Source organism: Brevundimonas sp. DS20 (assembly GCF_001310255.1).
Classification (GTDB): Bacteria; Pseudomonadota; Alphaproteobacteria; order Caulobacterales; family Caulobacteraceae; genus Brevundimonas; species Brevundimonas aurantiaca.
In genome coordinates, this window is record NZ_CP012897.1 from 3,357,517 (window position 1) to 3,375,508 (window position 17,992).

The 17,992-nt window shown below is 68.7% G+C and carries 16 protein-coding genes, 1 tRNA gene and 1 riboswitch; of the genes, 8 read left to right on the forward strand and 9 right to left on the reverse strand.

The window, feature by feature from the left end; genetic code table 11:
• Positions 1-80: 80 nt before the first annotated feature.
• The 4 genes from JL11_RS16515 to JL11_RS17790 form a co-directional block, all read right to left on the reverse strand.
• Positions 81-356: a hypothetical protein gene (locus tag JL11_RS16515; RefSeq protein WP_054766622.1), complete on the reverse strand. Its 276-nt coding sequence runs from the start codon at positions 354-356 to the stop codon at positions 81-83.
• Positions 357-643: 287 nt separating this feature from the next.
• A complete protein-coding gene (gene thrB / locus JL11_RS16520) occupies positions 644-1,600 on the reverse strand; it encodes a homoserine kinase (RefSeq protein WP_054766623.1) in 957 nt (318 codons plus the stop codon).
• Positions 1,601-1,603: 3 nt separating this feature from the next.
• Positions 1,604-3,340 carry an amino acid kinase family protein gene (locus JL11_RS16525; protein WP_054766624.1) on the reverse strand — a complete coding sequence of 579 codons (1,737 nt, stop codon included), beginning with the start codon at positions 3,338-3,340 and terminating at the stop codon, positions 1,604-1,606.
• A 102-nt stretch (positions 3,341-3,442) separates the two neighbouring features.
• Complete coding sequence (locus tag JL11_RS17790) at positions 3,443-3,589, reverse strand: hypothetical protein (RefSeq protein ID WP_197273324.1); 147 nt, start codon at positions 3,587-3,589, stop codon at positions 3,443-3,445.
• A 187-nt stretch (positions 3,590-3,776) separates the two neighbouring features.
• A riboswitch (SAM riboswitch) is annotated at positions 3,777-3,890 on the forward strand.
• Positions 3,891-3,968: 78 nt separating this feature from the next.
• Between JL11_RS17790 and metX the strand changes: the two genes are divergently transcribed.
• From metX to JL11_RS16545, 4 genes are all read left to right on the forward strand, one after another.
• A complete protein-coding gene (gene metX, locus JL11_RS16530; protein WP_054766625.1) occupies positions 3,969-5,009 on the forward strand; it encodes a homoserine O-succinyltransferase MetX in 1,041 nt (346 codons plus the stop codon).
• On the forward strand, positions 5,006-6,190 hold the full coding sequence (gene metB / locus JL11_RS16535) for a cystathionine gamma-synthase (protein WP_054766626.1): 1,185 nt from the start codon (positions 5,006-5,008) through the stop codon (positions 6,188-6,190). The genes metX and metB overlap by 4 nt, the downstream gene beginning before the upstream one ends.
• A 52-nt stretch (positions 6,191-6,242) precedes the next feature.
• Positions 6,243-6,317, forward strand: a tRNA-Glu gene (locus tag JL11_RS16540).
• Between the two features lie 213 nt (positions 6,318-6,530).
• On the forward strand, positions 6,531-6,797 hold the full coding sequence (locus tag JL11_RS16545) for a hypothetical protein (RefSeq protein WP_054766627.1): 267 nt from the start codon (positions 6,531-6,533) through the stop codon (positions 6,795-6,797).
• 25 nt (positions 6,798-6,822) lie between these two features.
• Here the strand turns inward: JL11_RS16545 and JL11_RS16550 are convergent, their stop codons facing one another.
• From JL11_RS16550 to JL11_RS16565, 4 genes are all read right to left on the reverse strand, one after another.
• Positions 6,823-7,767, reverse strand: a complete 945-nt coding sequence (locus JL11_RS16550) for a hypothetical protein (RefSeq protein WP_054766628.1) — start codon at positions 7,765-7,767, stop codon at positions 6,823-6,825.
• Positions 7,768-7,771: 4 nt separating this feature from the next.
• The gene (carA, locus tag JL11_RS16555) at positions 7,772-8,932 is read right to left on the reverse strand and encodes a glutamine-hydrolyzing carbamoyl-phosphate synthase small subunit (protein ID WP_054766629.1); all 1,161 of its coding nucleotides are present in this window, start codon (positions 8,930-8,932) and stop codon (positions 7,772-7,774) included.
• Positions 8,933-9,029: 97 nt separating this feature from the next.
• Entirely contained in the window at positions 9,030-11,249 is a 2,220-nt protein-coding gene (locus JL11_RS16560) for a glycoside hydrolase family 3 N-terminal domain-containing protein (protein WP_054766630.1), read from the reverse strand.
• Between the two features lie 234 nt (positions 11,250-11,483).
• A complete protein-coding gene (locus tag JL11_RS16565; RefSeq protein ID WP_054767046.1) occupies positions 11,484-12,263 on the reverse strand; it encodes a ZIP family metal transporter in 780 nt (259 codons plus the stop codon).
• 67 nt (positions 12,264-12,330) lie between these two features.
• Between JL11_RS16565 and proB the strand changes: the two genes are divergently transcribed.
• From proB to JL11_RS16585, 4 genes are read left to right on the forward strand one after another with little or no spacing between them, the layout of a single operon-like run.
• Positions 12,331-13,488, forward strand: coding sequence for a glutamate 5-kinase (gene proB / locus JL11_RS16570; RefSeq protein ID WP_054766631.1), 1,158 nt, complete (start codon positions 12,331-12,333; stop codon positions 13,486-13,488).
• On the forward strand, positions 13,485-14,756 hold the full coding sequence (locus JL11_RS16575) for a glutamate-5-semialdehyde dehydrogenase (RefSeq protein WP_054766632.1): 1,272 nt from the start codon (positions 13,485-13,487) through the stop codon (positions 14,754-14,756). Before proB ends, JL11_RS16575 begins: the two co-directional genes overlap by 4 nt.
• A 46-nt stretch (positions 14,757-14,802) precedes the next feature.
• Entirely contained in the window at positions 14,803-15,018 is a 216-nt protein-coding gene (locus JL11_RS16580) for an AbrB/MazE/SpoVT family DNA-binding domain-containing protein (protein WP_054766633.1), read from the forward strand.
• Positions 15,005-15,340 carry a type II toxin-antitoxin system PemK/MazF family toxin gene (locus JL11_RS16585; protein WP_054766634.1) on the forward strand — a complete coding sequence of 112 codons (336 nt, stop codon included), beginning with the start codon at positions 15,005-15,007 and terminating at the stop codon, positions 15,338-15,340. Before JL11_RS16580 ends, JL11_RS16585 begins: the two co-directional genes overlap by 14 nt.
• A 56-nt stretch (positions 15,341-15,396) precedes the next feature.
• Here the strand turns inward: JL11_RS16585 and JL11_RS16590 are convergent, their stop codons facing one another.
• A complete protein-coding gene (locus tag JL11_RS16590) occupies positions 15,397-17,820 on the reverse strand; it encodes a membrane-bound PQQ-dependent dehydrogenase, glucose/quinate/shikimate family (RefSeq protein WP_054766635.1) in 2,424 nt (807 codons plus the stop codon).
• Between the last annotated feature and the right edge of the window lie 172 nt (positions 17,821-17,992).

Consider the following 17,992-nt stretch of genomic DNA (forward strand, 5'->3'; position numbering starts at 1 on the left):
GGGAGGTGGCGCGGCGCCTCTTCGGCGCCGTGACGGAGGGGTTCTGGACCTAGGGTCCAGTGCGACCGGGCCGGATGCGATCAGCCGCCCCCGGGGCCATCAATGATCACCCAGGTCGCCCCATCCATTGCAACCATGACGTCCTGCCGCACCCACTGACCAGCGGCGTCCCGCTGGCGATAGCGGCATCCGAACTCGGTCGGCTCCTCAGGAATGTCGTGGCAACGCAGCCGGTCGATCTCGGACGACGAAATCGCAAGCACGCCCGCCAGATCCGCGCGGCTTGGACCGATTGGTGAGGCGCACCCGCCGATTAGCAGCAGGATGGCCGACAGGATCTTGAGCAGCTTCGTCATAAGGTCAAGTTGCCAGGCTTTGGGCGGCTAACAACCTCGCACGCACTTGGGCCCCGCCAAAGCCCTCGCCATCCCAATCCCGCAAACAAAACCGCGCCTTTTCAAATCCCTGGCGCCCGAAAACATCCCTCAACCTAACACTCCTCAAACCGTGCCATACTCCCTGCCCGGTCTTTGAAAACTGACGCCACGCCTCCAACCGCCAAAGTCGCTCCCGTCGATTTCGTACAGATCGGACAGATCGGACACATCGGACACTGTTTTTCCCTGTCCGACGTATCGTCCCCTCAGACGGTCTCCACCGCCCGCCAGTGATCCATCCGCCGCAGGAAGACCGCCGGGTCCTTGGGCGTCACCAGTTTGGACGGGTCGTGGAAGATGCGGTCGTGTAGGCGGGTGACGGTGAACCTCAGGGCCGCCGCCTCGCCCAGTCGCGGCAGGGCCGCGCGTTCGGCCTCGCTCAGCGGCCGCACCGCCTCATAGCCGCGCTGGAAGGCCGCCAGGGCGTCGGGCATGGGCCGGCCCTCGGCGTCGAAGCCCCAGGCCGACAGGGCGATGGCCAGGTCATAGACCAGCGGACCGGTGCAGCCGAAGTAGAAGTCGATCACGGCCGAAACGGTCCCGTTCTCGAACAGGATGTTGTCGGGGAAATAGTCGGCATGGATCGCCCCGGTCGGCAGATCGTCTGCAAACGGATTATCCAGCCGCGCCAGCGCCGCCTCGACCTGATCCAGCAGCACCCGGTCCTCGCCAGAGGCGCCCGCCGCGCACCGGTCCGCCAGCCGCCGCCACATGGCCGGCCCGACCGGATTCTCGCGCCGCCCGGCGAAGCCGGACGCCGTCTGGTGCAGCCGCGCCAGCACCGCCCCCGCCGCCGCCTGATCCGCTTCCGACGGGTGGCGCAGCCAGGCGCCGGTCTTCCATTCGATCACCGCCGCCGCCCGGCCGTTCAGCCGCCCCAGCCATCCGCCCGAACGGTCCTTGATGGGGGTCGGGCAGGGAAAGCCCCGCCCCGCCAGATGGGCCGTCAGCCCCAGGCAGAAGGGCAGAGACGCCTCGTCCGTCCGCGCCTCGAACAGGGTCAGGACGAACCGCCTGCGGCTCGCGCCGTCCTGGGTCTCCAGCCGGTAGTTGGTGTTCTCCACCCCCTCGGCGATGGCGGTCAGCTCGACCACCTCGCCCAGGTCGTAGCCGGCCAGGAACCGCCTGGCCTCGTCCAGCGAAACGGGGGTGAAGACGGCCATGGCCTAGTTCAGGCCCGCCTCGGCGCGGCGGGCGCGCACGATCTCGGCCAGGTCGGCCATGATGCTCTCGGTCGTGGCCCAGCGGCCGGCGCCCCGGCCCCGGCAGCGCCACACCCGACCGTCGGCGCCGTAAACCTTCAGCGCATTGCCCTCGCCGCGCAGGCTGGAGAACAAGGGGTCGCCGTGCTCGGCCGTCAGCTTGACCCACGGGGTGATGACCCCGTCCTTCAGATGGGCGGCGCCGATCTGGCGCACCCCGCCCTCGGCCGACGTCGCCTCCGTCAGGCAGTCGCGCGGCACCTCGCCGTCGGGCGAGCGGCCGAAGGCCTCGTGGCACAGCAGCCGAACCTTGGCGGCGGCGTCCAGCCCCTCCAGGTCCGCCGACGGATCCTCCTCGGCAAAGCCCGCCGCACGGGCGTCCGCCAGGGCCTCGGCGAAGGCCGCCCCGTCGCCCAGCCGCTCCAGCATGAAGTTGACCGTGCCGTTCAGCACCGCCTCGAACCCGACCACCTCGCCGGCGGCGCGGGCCGCCCGCACCGTCTCGATCATCGGCGAGCCGCCGCCGACCGAGGCCGACCAGAAGATCCGTCGCCCCTTGGCCTTGGCCAGATCCTGAAGGCCGCCGGGATCGCGGCTGACCGCCTGTTTGTTGGCGCTGGCCACGTCGCAGCCGGCCTCCAGGGCGGCGCGGATCACCGCATGGCCCGCCTCGCCTTCCGACAGGGCCTCCAGCACGATGTCCGGCTTCTTGGCCCAGAGGACCGCCGGATCGGCGGTGAACAGCGACTGCGGACAGGCCACGTCGCGGACCTTCTTCGGGTTGCGCACCAGCACCCCCACCACGTCATAGCGCGGATCGTTCAGCAACCGCGCCAGGACCCCGCCGCCCACCACGCCGCAGCCGGCGACCGCCACCTTCAGCGGCGGCAGGGCCGGCGCCGGTCCGGGGGGCGCCGACCGCTTGCCGATCACCGTGCCGTCGGCCCGGTCCAGGGCCGCGACCTCGATCTCCACGCCCCGGCTCTCGCCCAGGTCGATCGCGTCGTGCTGAACCAGGGCGCCGCCCAGCTTGCGCGCCACGTCCCAGGACGCCCGGCGATAGCGCAGGGCCGGGGCCGTCCGGTCGTTCGGATCGTGGTCGTACAGGCCGTCGACGTCCTTCACCAGCCGCACCGTCTTCAGGCCCAGTTCCGCCGCCAGGAAGACCGCCGTCAGGTCCGATCCGCCCCGGCCCAACAGGGCGATCCGCCCGTCCGGCCGCACCGCGCCGAAGCCGGGGACCACCACCACCTCGTGCCGGTCCAGCGCCTGTTTCAGATGGTCGGGCCGCAGGCCGCAGGGGCGCGAATGCTCCGGCTCGCCTTCGGCGACGATGCCCAGTTCCCGCACCGACAGGGCGCAGGCGTCCAGGCCGATCCGGTCGCAGGCGATGGCCACCAGGGCCGCCGACTTCTCCTCGCCCAGGGCCACATAGCCGGGCAGCAGTTCGTTGGAATGGGCCAGGCCCAGGGCCCGCGCCTCGCCCAGCATCTGGTCGGTCGCCCCGCCGAAGGCCGAGACCACCGCCACCACCTTCCGTCCCGCCCGCACATGGCCGTAGACGGCCGAGGCCACCAGCGGCGCCTCCGCCGGGCTGCGCAGGATTGACGACCCGAACTTCAGCACCACCACCTCGGCGGCGGGCTGTTTACTCGGTTCGAGGTTCTCGGATTTCTCTACGACGGCGAGGGAGGCTGACATTGGGTTTCTCGGGCGATGTTCGGAAGGGGTGGGGTGAAATGAAAAACCCCGCCTGGCGGACCGGGCGGGGTTCGGGTTCTGCGGTTGCCGGTGTTCGGCGCGCTAAACTCGTCCCGCCCGTGAGGGCATGGTGGTGGTGGTGGTGCCAGTGGTGCCGCCAATAATCGAGCCGCCAATGGCCATGCCGAAGGCCGTCGCGGCGAGGTCGGCGACGGTCGAAACTTCGGCGATGAGCAGGTGCTGGCGCACAGATCTGATCCGGTTGAAATCTGAGCCTAGGGTGATCGGACCACACCCTCGCTGTCAAGCCGCATTGGATGATTTTTTCGCAACGACGACTTTGGAGGTCGTTTCAGACCAGCCAAGGCCGCGGGAACTATCAACTTGGGTTGAATTTTTCGCTTGACCGGCTCCGCTTGTTTGATCAACGTAAGATCACTCATCAAGACCGGCTGAGGGATTAGGCCCTTTGACGCCGGGGCAACCATCGGGTTCCGCCCGAAACGGTGCCAACTCCTGCGGGGTCCTTCGGGGTCGCGAGAGATGAGTGGAGCATCGACGAGGCGACGCTCCACGATCTGTCACCGCATCGAGCCTTGCTGAGCGAGAACGATGCGGACGACGATAGATGACCCTGGCTGAAACATCCCTGCTCGAAGAACCCGACTGTCGGCCCCAGCCGACGGCCAAGCCTGTGCGCGAACGCGGCGGCGCCCGCGACGTGATCGTTCCCCTTCCCGCCGACTTCCGCCTCGCCTCGGGCGAAAGGCTCAAACAGCCCCACGTCATCGGCCGCCTGCACGGCCGCGCCGGGGCGCCCGTCGTCGTGGTAGCCGGCGGCATCTCGGCCGGCCGGTTCGTCCACCGCACCGAGACCAACGGCCTGGGCTGGTGGTCCGGCGCCGTCTCCGTGCGCGGCCCCATCGACCTGTCGCGGCTTCAGGTCCTGGCCGTCGACTTCGCGCCCGGCCAGGAGTTCCAGGATGCGCCCGTCACCATCACCACCCACGACCAGGCCCGCCTGCTGGCCCTGGTTCTGAACCATCTGCGGATCGAACGGGTCGCCGCCTTCGTCGGCTGTTCCTACGGGGGCATGGTCGCCCTGGCCTTCGCCGAACTCTATCCCGACTGGGCCGAACAGTTGATCGTCGTCTCGGCCGCCCACCGCGCCCATCCCCAGGCCACGGCCTGGCGCGGCATCCAGCGCCGCATCCTCCAGTTCGCCGTCGACGCCGGCCGCCCGGAAGAAGGCGTCGCCCTGGCCCGCGAACTGGCCATGACCACCTATCGCACGGCGGAAGAGTTCAACGACCGGTTCGACACCACCGCCCCGGCCGCCGTCGGCGGCGCCTATCCCGTCTGCGACTATCTGACGGCGCGGGGCCAGGCCTATCGCACCCACACCACCCCGGCCCGCTGGCTGTCGATGTCGGATTCGCTGGATCGCCACAGTGTGACGCCCGAGGCCATAACCACCCCCATCACCCTGATCGGCTTCACCTCCGACCGGCTGGTGCCGATCGACGACATGCGCGAACTGGCCGCGCGCCTGCCGACCCTGTGGCGCTTCGTCGAGGCGCCCTCCCTCTACGGCCACGACGCCTTTCTGAAGGAGGACGCCTTCGTCGGCGAAGTCCTCCGCGCCGCCTTCAAGGATATCCAAGCATGACGACCCGCCCCGCCAGCCCGCACACCATCGCCGCCCGCACGGGCGTGGATACGGACACGGCCCACGGCGCGGTCATGCCGCCGCTCTATCTGTCGTCCAACTATTCCTTCGCCGGTTTCGACCAGAAGCGGAAGTACGACTACAGCCGATCGGGCAATCCGACCCGCGACGTCCTGGCGGAGACCCTGGCCGAGCTGGAGGGCGGCGCCGGCTGCGTCATCACCGCCACCGGCATGGCGGCCGTCGATTTGCCCCTGGCCCTGCTGGAGCCCGGCGACCTGCTGATCGCCCCGCACGACTGTTACGGCGGCACCTGCCGCCTGCTGAACGCCCGCGCCCGCAAAGGCCATTTCGAGCTGCTGCTGGTCGATCAGGGCGATCCGGAAGCCCTGGAGGCCGCCCTGGCGCTGAAGCCCAAGCTGGTCTTGGTCGAGACCCCGTCCAACCCGCTGCTTCGTCTGGTCGATGTCGCCGACATCTGCACCCGCGCCCATGCGGCGGGCGCCAAGGTCGTCTGCGACAACACCTTCCTGTCGCCGGCCCTTCAGAACCCGATCAAGCTGGGCGCCGACTTCGTGGTCCATTCCACGACCAAGTTCATCAACGGCCATTCCGACGTGGTCGGCGGCGCGGTCGTGTCGGCCGACGCCGAGGATCACCAGACCCTGGCCTGGTGGGCCAACTGCACCGGCGTGACCGGCTCGCCCTTCGACGCCTATCTGACCCTGCGCGGCGTGCGCACCCTGTTCGCCCGGATCGAGCGGCAGCAGGCCACGGCCGGCGCGATCGCTGAAAAGCTGGCCGCCCACCCGGCGGTCAAGGCCGTCCACTATCCGGGCCTGAAGTCCCACCCGAACCACGCCCTGGTCGCGGCCCAGCAAGCGGGGCCGGGCGCCATGCTCAGCTTCGAACTGGCGGGCGGGACCGAGGCGGTGCGGACCCTGGTCGAAAGCCTGGACGTCTTCACCCTGGCCGAATCCCTGGGCGGGGTCGAAAGCCTGATCGCCCATCCCGCCACCATGACCCACGCCGCCATGACGCCGGAACAGCGCGCCACCGCCGGCATCGGCGACGGCCTGGTGCGGCTGTCGGTCGGGCTGGAACATGTCGAGGATCTGATCGCCGACCTGTTCCCGGCGCTGGACGCCCTCTCGCCGGCCGAAGCGGCCGAGGCGGCGTGATTTTTCGCTTGCAGAAGGGACCAATCCGGGGCAAATGCGCCGCCCCGGCCGCGGTCCCTTCGTCTATCGGTTAGGACGTCAGGTTTTCAACCTGAAAAGAGGGGTTCGACTCCCCTAGGGACTGCCACCGGCGCCGTTCATCGGCTGCATGACGAGGCGTATTGAGAAAGCGCTCCGCCTCCAGATTAAGATTTCAGTAAGTATTTTGTTCGGATCGAGACACCAACTCATTCGAATCACGGACTTTTTTCGGACGCACTCAGGAACTATCCACAGGTGTTGTGGTTAATTCCCCGTTAGCGCGGCGCAGAAGCGCCTGTCCTTCTGAACCGAGATTCTGATGTATATCGCCATCGCCCGTCCGGCGGTGGAGCCCAAAGGCCCCGACGCCGTCGCCGTCCCCGGCTCTCCCGCCATCCTCGAATTGTCGCCGCGCGCCCTGCATGCGCGCCTTCTGGAAAACGCCGCCCTCAGGCGGATGCGCGGCCTGGAGCGCCGACGCGAGCATCGGCTGGAAGACGCCGACTACTGGCTGCACGCCGCGCCGATGGCCGTGCGAAAGGCCAGCGCCCTGCGCGAGGACAAGAGTTTCGCCCCCCTGCCCTGATCAGTTGACGGGTCGCCTGGCCGGATCAGCGGAGCTCCGGCGTCCGACGTCTCAGCGAGGCCGCCAGCTTGTCCAGCTTTTGGCGGGCGGACTTGGGGCGGACGCGTTTGCGGTGCTCGAACCCGCCGCCCCACCGCTGATGCATCGCCGCGTCCAGATGGGGATGGCGGTCATGCTGGTGCACGACGGCGCTGGCCGTGCCGTCCGGGTTGACGACCCGGCCGCCTTGCACCGACAGAAGGTCGCCCGGCGTCAGGCCCAGGGTCGCCACACGGCCATAGTTGGGCTGGACCGTCGCCGCCGCCAGACCCTGATGGATCGCCATGTTGAAGGCCGCCTGATCCGCGCCGAAGGCCCCGCCGATCTCGGAACGCGGAATGGCGGCCAGCGACAGGATCAGCCGCGACAGGCGCGACACCTCGACCCGCGGCCCCACGAGGGTGCCCACGCACAGGCAGGAACGATCGGCCAGGGCCGTCGCCGTCGCCTCGCCGAACAGGGCGCGCAGATATTTCATGTTGAAGGCATGAGCGCCCAGGGGGGCGTCAGCCTCGATGAAGACTTCCAGCCCGTGCGGATGGGGCGCGAGCGGCGGGGCCTGGAAGACGACGTCACGCACGTCGCAGGCCAGGGCCGCGCCCGACCGATCGCCCAGCAGGCCGGCGAAGGCGACGAACCTCTGCATCACCGGATGGGGCGCCCAGCCGCGCCAGGTCGGCGCGTCCACGGCGGTCACGTCATTCTGGGCCAGGAACTCGCGCAACTCGGCGTCCGTATCCACCACCAGGGCGACAGAACCGTCGAACACCGCCCGCAAGGACCGCACGAAGGGCGCGACATCGGCCGCATCATAGCCGGTGGCGTAGCCGACCACCACATCGCCGTCAGGCAAGGGGGTCATCCCGCGCTCCGCCTCCAGCGCCTGGGCCAGCCAGTCCAGATAGTCCGACCGGGCCGCTGCCTGGTTCATCGGCTCAGCGCGCGGCCATCAGATCGGCGAACCGGTCGAACAGATACAGGCTGTCCGTGGGTCCGGGCGAGGCCTCGGGGTGGTGCTGGACGCTGAAGATCGGCTTGTCCTTGACGGCGATGCCGCAGTTGGTGCCGTCGAACAGGCTGACGTGGGTTTCGGTCACGGCGTCGGGCAGGCTGTCGCGATCGACCGTGAAGCCGTGGTTCATCGAGACGATTTCGACCTTGCCGGTGGTCAGATCCTTGACCGGATGGTTGGCGCCGTGGTGGCCCTGATCCATCTTCACCGTCTTGGCGCCCAGGGCCAAGGCCAGCATCTGGTGGCCCAGGCAGATGCCCATCAGGGGCTTGCCGCTGGCGACCAGCTTCTGGATCTCCGGCACGGCGTATTCACCGGTCGCGGCCGGATCGCCCGGGCCGTTCGACAGGACCACGCCGTCGGGATTGCGCGCCAGAACCTCTTCCGCCGTGGTCGTGGCCGGGACCACGGTGATCTTGGCGCCGGTCGAGGCCAGGGCGCGCAGGATGTTGCGCTTCACGCCATAGTCGATGACCACCACCTCCTTGCGGCCTTCGGTCTTGGGATGACCCTCAGGCCATTGCCACAGACCCTCGTTCCATTCGAAGGCCTGCAGCGTCGAGGCGGGCTTGGCCAGGTCCAGACCCACCAGCCCGGTCCAGGCCTTGGCCTGGTCGACCAAGGCTTCCAGGTCGAAGTTTCCGTCCGGATCATGGGCGATGACGGCATGGGGCGCGCCCTTGTCGCGGATGATCTTGGTCAGGGCGCGGGTGTCCACCCCGGCCAGACCCACGACGCCGCGCCGCTTCATCCAGTCGTCGAAACTGGCGTCCGAGCGATAGTTGGCCGGATCGGTCGGAACGTCGCGGAAGATGGCGCCCCGCGCCGAGGTGTCGGACCCGCCGCCCATCTGTTCGATGTCTTCGACATTGGTCCCCACATTGCCGACGTGCGGGAAGGTGAAGGCCAAGATCTGGCTCATGTAGGACGGGTCGGTCAGGATTTCCTGATAGCCGGTCATGGCGGTGTTGAAGACCACCTCGCCCAGGGCCGATCCGACCGCCCCGACTCCGATTCCCTGAAGGATCGTGCCGTCTGCAAGCGCGAGAACGCCTGTGGCGCCCGGAAGAATCTTGGTCGTCATGGGCGCGCTCCTAAACACGAATCCAGCCCGAAAGGAGGCCGAAGACAAACGGCGGGCTCGTTAAGCCCTGCCGTCCGCTCCGTCAACGTCCGCAGGATCAGGCCGGGCCGATCAGACGGAACTGAGCCGCCGAACCGCCCTGGGCGTGCGGGGCCAGCCACAGGTCGAACAGGCCGGGTTCGATCCGGTAGGCGCCGTCCTCGCCGATGAAGCCCAGCTGACGCGGGTTCAGGGTGAAACGCACCGTCTGGCTCTGACCGGGACGCAGGCTGACCCGTTTGAAATCCTTCAGCAGACGGCCCGGTTGGGTCAGGCTGGCGACCCGGTCGTGGATATAGAGCTGCACCAGTTCCTCGGCCGGGTGGGCGCCCTGGTTGGTCACGGTGACGGCGACGTCCAGCGTCCCGTTCCACGGCAGTTGATCGCTCGCCATCTCAACCGGCCCATAGACCACCTCGCCATAGGTCAGGCCGAAACCGAACGGATAGAGGGCCGTATTGGTCGTCTCGCGATAGCGGGCCTTGTATTCCTCGACCGGCAGGTCCGGGTTGGCCGGACGTCCCGTGTTCTTGTGGTCGTAGGAATAGGGCTGCTGGCCCGACTTGTGCGGGAAGCTGATCGGCAGGCGGGCCGAGGGGCCATGCTCGCCGAAGATCACGTCGGCGACGGCGTGGCCCATCTGCTCGCCCAGGAACCAGGTCACGACGACGGCTTGGGCGTTCTTGACATTGCCCTCCAGCGCCAGGGCCCGGCCGTTGCGCAGCAGGATGACCATGGGCTTGTTCAGAGCGGCCATGGCGTCCACCAGAGCCATCTGCGGCGCCGGCACGACGATCTCAGTGCGGGACTGTGCCTCGCCCGACATCTTCTGGCTTTCGCCGATGGCCAGCACGATGACATCAGCGTTGGCGGCCGCACGGACAGCCTCGTCGATGCCGCCGTCCAGCGCGCTCTCGACGCCCGAGCCGCGCGCGACGGTCAGGGCTTGCGGATCGCTCATGGCGGCGCGGAAGCCGGCCTCCAGCGAGACGCGACGCTCAGGCGCGCCCCAGATGGTCCACGGCCCCCAGACATTGTCCACGTCGTCGGCGAACGGGCCGATCAGGGCGATCTTCTGGCTCTTGTTCAGGGGCAGAAGGCCGTTGTCGTTCTTCAGCAGGACCACGGACTTGCGGCCCGCTTCGCGCGACAGGGCGATATGATCGCGCGAGCCGACCACGGCCTTCTCACGCGCCACGTCCGTGCCGCGATAGGGATCGTCGAACAGGCCCAGCGCCGCCTTGGTGTGCAGCAGACGGCGCACCGCCTCGTCAAGCCGAGCCATCGACACCTCGCCCGAGGCGACCAGGCTGGGCAGGTGTTCCAGATAAAGGCCTGAGACCATCGACACATCGACCCCGGCGTTGAAGGCCAGGCGCGCCGCGTCGCGGCCGTCCTCGGCGAAGCCGTGGGCGATCAGCTCCTGTTCGGAGGTGTAGTCCGAGACGACGAAGCCCTCAAAGCCCCATTCGCCGCGCAGAATGTCGGTCAGCAATTTGCGGCTGCCCGAGGCCGGCACCCCGTTCAGGTCGTTGAAGGCGCTCATGATCGACAGGCAACCCGCGTCCACCGCCGCCTTGAACGGCGGCAGGAAGACCCCGCGCAGGGTCTGTTCGCTCATGTCGGTGGTGTTGTACTCGACCCCGCCGACGGCGGCCGAATAGGCGGCCATGTGTTTGGCGGTGGCCAGGACGGCGTCGCGGTCGTCCAGCCCCTTGTCGCCCTGGAAGCCGCGCACCCGGGCGGCGGCCAGCAGATTGTTCAGCAGCACGTCCTCGCCCGCGCCCTCGACGTTGCGGCCCCAGCGCTGGTCGCGGGCCACGTCCACCATGGGGGCGTAGGTCTGGTGCACGGCCGAGGCGGCCGTCTCGACCGCGGCGGCGCGGGCGGTGCGATAGGCCAGCTGGGTGTCGAAGGCCGCCGCCTCGGCCAGGGGTACGGGGAAGATGGTGGACAGGCCGTGGATCACGTCCGCCGCGAACAGCAGCGGGATCTTCAGCCGGCTCTCTTCCATCGCGACCTGCTGAATGCGGCGGCCGGCCTCGGCGCCGATGCCGTTGAACAGGCTGCCGACCTTGCCCTCGCGGATCATGGCGGTGACGCGCGCCGGGTCGCCCGTGCCGTCCAGCGGGTTCACCGCCGTCGGCATCCAGCGGAACGGATCGGCGAGCAGATTGAGCTGGCCCGCCTTCTCCTCAACCGTCATGGCCGAAATCAGATCCTCGATCCGCTGGCGGTGACGCTGAACGGCGCGGGCGGTTTCGGCGGAAGCAGGCATGGAATACACTCCGGCGCCCAACAGGGCGAGAAGCCCGAGGCCAGACAAGAAGTTTCGACGGGAAGCCGAAGGCTTTTCAGGTCGCGTCTTAATGGGGCGCTCCTTCGGGGCAGATGGATCGGCGAACTGGTGGCCTAACCTCTGGCGACCGCCCCCGTCCAGACCCGCGCCGCATGTAAATGATGTAACAGGCGCCCGAAGTCCTTCAACTCGAGAGCAGCCTAAAGGCCAAGCTCAGCCCAGGGCGATGTCCAGGAACATCATCCCCACCAGACCGACCATCAGCCCGATCATGGAGCCGTCGCCGGTCGATCGCTCACGCGTCTCGGGAATGATCTCTGCGGTGACGACGTAGATCATGGCTCCGGCCGCCAGACCCAGGCCCCAGGGCAGGGCGCCGGGCAAGGCGCCGACCACGCTCGCGCCGATCAGCCCGCCGACCGGCTCGACCAGACCCGAGGCCAGGGCGCCCGCAAAGGCGGCGATCCGGCCATACCCCAAGGAGGCCATGGCCGCCGACACGGCCAGGCCTTCGGGCATGTTCTGAATGCCGATACCGAGCGTCGTCGCCAGCCCCTGGTGCAGGTCGCCGCCGCCGAAGCTGACGCCCACGGCCGCGCCCTCAGGGAAGTTGTGCAGGGTGATGGCGATGATGAACAGCCAGATGCGGCGCGCCAGATGTTTCGACTGGGCCGGTCCGATCGCCAGCATGTCCACCGGCGCGAACCGGTTCATCAGGCCGATGACCGTGGCCCCGATCAGCACCGCCGCCGCCATGGTTCCCGCCGCCCAGCCGCGCGACGCCCCGCCCGTTTGCAGCACCTCCACCCCCGGCATGATCAGCGAGAAGAAGGAGGCCGCCAGCATCACCCCGGCGGCGAAGCCTAGGAGCACGCTCTGGGTCTGCTGACCGGGCCTTTTGACCACCAGCATCGGCGCCGCGCCGACCGCCGTCATCAGACCGGCCGCCAGACTGCCCAGGGCGCCTGCGGCGATAGGGGACAGGGATTCCATCATCGCCCTGCTGTGACGGCACAGACGACAAGAGACAAGCGGCGATCGGCCGTTTAGAGAAACCTTCATGTCCCAGGCCGCCTCCCCCGCGCCGCGTCCGGACGCCGCCTCCGCCCTGGGGGCCGCCCGCCGGGTCGTGGTCAAGATCGGATCGTCTCTGTTGATCGACGCCGAGACGCGGCGGCCGACGCGCGAGTGGCTGGCCGCCATGGCCGAGGATCTGGCGCGGCTGAGGACCGAGGGGCGCGAGGTGATCGTCGTCTCGTCCGGTTCGATCGCACTGGGGCGCGGCCGCCTGCCGAACCTGGGCGCGCGGCTGGAGGACAAGCAGGCGGCGGCCTCGGTGGGCCAGTCCCTGCTGATGGCCGCCTGGTCCGAAGCCCTGGCCCCTCACGGCCTGGTGGCCGGGCAGGTCCTCTTGACCCGAGACGACACCGAACGGCGTCGGCGCTGGCTGAACGGCCGCGCCACGGTCGAGGCCCTGCTGGCCCACGGAGTGGTGCCCATCGTCAATGAGAACGACACCGTCGCCACCGAAGAGATCCGCTATGGCGACAACGATCGGCTGGCGGCGCGCACGGCCCAGCTGGCGCGGGCTGATCTGCTGATTTTGCTGTCCGACGTCGACGGCCTCTACACCGCCGATCCACGGCGAGACCCGAACGCCGTCCACCTGCCTCTGATCGAGAGCCTCGGCCCCGACGTCCTGGCCATGGGCGGCGGCGCCAACGCCCAGGCCGGGGTCGGCACGGGCGGCATGGCGACCAAGCTGGCGGCGGCACAGATCGCCCGCTCGGCCGGCTGCGCCACCGTCATCGCCTCGGGCCAGACCCTGTCGCCTCTGAGCGCGGTTCGCACCGGGGCGCGCGCCACCCTGATCACGGCGCCGGACACCCCGATGGCCGCCTATAAGCAGTGGATCGCCGGCAGCCTGTCCCCGGCCGGCGCCCTGACGCTGGACGACGGCGCCGTCGCCGCGCTGAAGGCCGGCAAGAGCCTGTTGCCCGCCGGGGTCACGGCCGTGACCGGCGATTTCGAAAAGGGCGACTGCGTGCGCCTGACCGACGCCGAGAACCAGCCTGTCGGGGTGGGCCTAGCCGCCTACGCCGCCGAAGAGGCCGCCCGCATCCGGGGCCGCCGCAGCGATGAGATCGAGTCCGTTCTGGGCTATCGCGGCGCCTCGGTCCTGATCCACCGCGACGACCTGGTGCTGGACGACCGATGACCGAGACTCTGACGCTGAACGAACAGATGCTGGAGCGGGGCCGATGCGCCCGCGCCGCTGCGGCGGGTCTGCGCGACGCCCCGGCCGGCGCCCGCACCCGCGCGCTGGACAGCCTGGCCCGACGATTGACCGCCGCCGAGGCGGACATTCTGGCCGCCAACGCCCGAGACGTGGCCGCAGCCCGTGCGAACGGCATGGCCGAGGCCCAAATCGACCGATTGCTGCTGACCCCCGCCCGCGTCGCCGGCATGGCCCAGGCGGTCAAGACCATCGCCGCCGTGCCCGATCCCCTGGGCGTCGAGACCGAGCGCTGGACCCCCGCCAACGGCCTGGACATCGCGCGGGTCCGCACCCCGATCGGCGTGCTGGGCGTGATCTATGAGAGCCGCCCCAACGTCACCGCCGACGCCGCCGCCCTGTGCATCCGCTCGGGCAACGCCGCCATCCTGCGCTGCGGATCGGATTGCCTCCAGTCCTCCCTCGCCATCGCCGGCCTGATCGCGGAATCCCTGGCGGAGGCCGGCCTGCCGGCGGATGCGGTGCAACTGGTCGATACGCCCGACCGCGAAGCCGTCGGCCTGATGCTGGGCGGGCTGGACGGGGCGATCGACGTCATCATTCCGCGCGGCGGCAAGAGTCTGGTGGCCCGCGTCCAGGCCGAGGCGAAGACGGCGGTGCTCAGCCATCTGGAGGGGCTGAACCACACCTATCTGCACGAAGCCGCAGACCTGGACATGGCGCGGGCCGTCGTGCTGAACGCCAAGATGCGGCGCGTCTCCATTTGCGGCGCAACCGAGACCCTGCTGGTGGACCGCGCGGCGGCCGAGCGCCTGCTGCCGCCGGTGGCGACGGACCTGATCGCGGCAGGCTGCGAACTGCGCGGCGACGCCGAGGCGCGGACCCTGGTCCCGGAAATGGCGCCCGCCGAAGAGGCGGACTGGACCACAGAGTATCTCGCGCCGATCCTTTCGGTGCGGGTGGTGGAGGACCTGGACGCGGCGACGGCGCACATCGCCCGCTACGGCTCAGGCCACACCGAGGCGATCGTCACTACCGACGCCGAGGCGGCCGAACGGTTCGCCGCCCGTGTGGACAGCGCCATCGTCCTGATCAACGCCTCGACCCAGTTCGCCGACGGCGGCGAGTTCGGCTTCGGCGGCGAGATCGGCATCTCCACCGCCCGCCTGCACGCCCGTGGTCCGGTGGGGGCGGAACAGCTGACCACCTACAAATACGTCGTGCGCGGACGGGGCCAGACCCGACCCTGAGCGCAGACGGGTTGCGAACAGTAAGGAAATTCCTTACCGTCTCGCCATGATCAAAAGCCGCCTCACATCCAAGGCCCAGACCACCATCCCGCAGGCCGTCCGCACGGCGTTGAATCTGCAGGACGGCGACGAGATCCAGTATGATCTGGTCGGCGACCGAGCCATTCTGCGCAAGGCGTGGCGCGCGCCTGCGGACGATCCGTTCAGCGCCTTCGACGAATGGGACACCGAGGCGGACCGCAAGGCCTATGCCGGACTTTGAGCGCGGAGACGTCGTCCGCGTCCCTTTCCCCTACACCGATCGGAACACACGCCAGCACCGCCCTGCTATGGTCGTGTCCAACGGTCCGCTTGGCGAGTCGGACCGGCTGTTATGGGTAGTGATGATCACCAGCGCCGAGAACCGCAGATGGGCGGAGGATGTGCCGCTGGACGAGGACTATGCCGCTGCCGGTCTGCCGGCGCCCTCGTTAATTCGTCCGGTCAAGATCGCCACCATAGATGCAGCCGTGGCTAAGAAGCTGGGGCGGATCGATCCGGACCGGCTGGCGCGAGCGATGCAGTCGGTGCGCGCCAAGCTCTGAACGCCGACGCGATGAACCTCTCCCCTCCGATCCGGAAGGGAGAGGGTCGTCCTGTCTCAGGTCGGCAGAGCATAGGCGATCACATAGTCGCCGCGGGGCGTCTCCATGAAGTGATGGCCGCCCGCCGTGATGACCAGATACTGCCGGCCGTCCTGCTCATAGATCATGGGGTTGGCCTGTCCGCCGGCCGGCAAGACGTCGGACCAGACGGTCTCGCCCGTCTCGATGTCGATGGCGCGGATCAGGTCGTCGGTCGCCGCGGCGATGAAGATCAGGCCGCCGGCCGTCACCACCGAACCGCCGTTGTTCGGCGTGCCGATCTCCAGCGGCAGGTGCGAGGGGATGCCCCACGGCCCGTTCTTGCGCGCCGTGCCGAACGGCCGGTCCCACAGGGTCTTGCCGGACCGCATGTCGATGGCGGTGATGCCGCCGTACGGAGGCTCCTTGCACAGCAGGCCCGTCCACTTCACGCGCCAGCCGGCGTTGACGTCGATGGCGTAGGGGACGCCGATCTGCGGATCGCCGGCGCCTTCCCCCTTGGACAGGCTGCCGCCGCGCACGCTCGCCTGCTGCTGCTGGGCGATGTAGCGAGGGTCGTCACGCGGGAACCAGCCCCTCTCATTGGCCTCTTCGCGCGGCACCAGCCGGTTGTAGTTGGGCATGTCGTTGTAGTTGGCGATGATCACGCCGCGCACAGGATCGACCGCCACGCCGCCCCAGTCCGAGCCGCCGTTATAGCCGGGATAGTTGATGTAGTGGTTGGTCGAAGGCGGGGTGTAGTAGCCCTGATAGTCCGCCTTCCTGAAGTTGATGCGGCAGAACATCTGGTCGATGGGCGACATGCCCCACATGTCCCGCTCCTCCAGATTGGGCTTGCGCAGGGTTGCGAACAGCGAAAAGGGCTGGGTCGGCGACCGTTGGCCCTGTTCGGTTCCGCCCGTGGTCGGGACCGGACGTTCCTCGACCCCATGCAGCAACTGGCCGGTGGCGCGGTTGAACACATACATGTCGCCCTGTTTGGTGGGCAGCAACAGGGCCGGAACCACGCCGCCCCCCGTCGGGAAGTCGATTAAGGTCGCCTGGGAGCCCAGGTCGAAGTCCCAGACGTCCTTATGCACCGTCTGGAAATGCCAGCGGGGCTTGCCGGTCGTCACGTCCAGCGCGACCAGGGCGGTGGAGTATTCATTCTCGGCCGGTCGCCGCGAGCTGGACCAGTAGTCGGCGGACGAATTGCCCATGGGCAGATAGACCAGGCCCAGAGCCTCGTCGCCGGTCGCCGTGGTCCACATATTCGGCGTGCCCGGCGTATAGGTCTCTCCTTCCGGCGGCAGGCCGTTGCGGTCGGGGCGCATCATGTCCCAGGCGAAGCGCAGTTCACCCGTCTCCACATCGAAGCCCTGGATCACGCCCGAGGCGTTCCAGCGCTTCTGGCCGTCCAGCACCTGATGCCCCGTGACGATCACCCCGCGCACGATGACGGGGGGCGAGGTGATGGACACCATGCCCGGATAGGGGTCGCCCATGCCGCGCTTGATGTCGACGGCGCCGTTCTGGCCAAAGGCGGGACAGGGGCGTCCGGTGCGCGCATCGACTGCGATGATGCGGCCGTCCAGGGTGCCCTCGACGATCTTGGTCGCGCACGGCTCGGCCGCGTCGGCGCCGGCCCGCGCGTGATAGGTCACGCCTCGGCAGGCGGCCGTATAGGGGATGTTCTCGTCGGCGACCTGAGGATCATAGGCCCATTTCCGACGCCCCGTCGCCGCGTCCAGGGCGAACAGTTTGTTGCGGGCCGAGCATAGATAGACGGTGTCGCCGATCTTCAGAGGCGTGGTCTCCGCGCCCCACCGTTCTTCCGGCAGGTCTCCGGTGCGGAAGGTCCAGGCCCGCTCCAGTCGACCGACATTGTCCTTGTTGATCTGCGTCAGAGGCGAGTAGCGCTGGGCGCTGTCCGTGCCGCCCCAGGCCGGCCAATCCGCTCCCGTCTTGAGCAGGGCAGGATCATTATAGGCGCCGCGTGCGCCCGGCGCCGGGCTGGCGATCTGACCGCGGTTGGCCTGGGCCACGGCGAAGCCGAACACCACCGTCAGGACCGCCAGTCCCAAGGCGCCGCCGCCCGCCAGCCGTTTGCCGCCCCGCCCCATCAGAACGGGCAGGGTGGCCAGAACCAGGAACATCAGAACCAGCGGGCCGACCAGACGCGGGACCAGGGCCCATCCGTCCAGCCCCTTTTCCCAAAGCGCCCAGACCAGGGTGAACAGGAAGGCGCCGCCGTAGATCCAGGCGCCCCGCACGTCGCGCAAGACCAGAAGCACGCCCGAGGCGATCAGCAGCAGGCCGACGATCAGATAATACCAGGAGCCGCCCAGGGCCGCGAGCTGCGCCCCGCCGAAGGCGAGGATCGCTCCGATCAGGGCGATCAGGAGGCCGAGGAGCAGCGTCAGCCATCCTCCCAGCCCAGTCGGCGTGGTCCATCTCGGCATGGAGCCCCCGTTTTCGATTGCGGTTGAGACGAGCTCAACGAACGGACGCCGCCCAGGTTCCGAATTTGGCGCCTACAGACCCTAAAGCCGTTCCAAGTGGAGCGGCGGGCGCACACATTTATCGCCACATTGCGCGCATATCTGATCATTTGTTGCGATTTTCTCGAGCAAT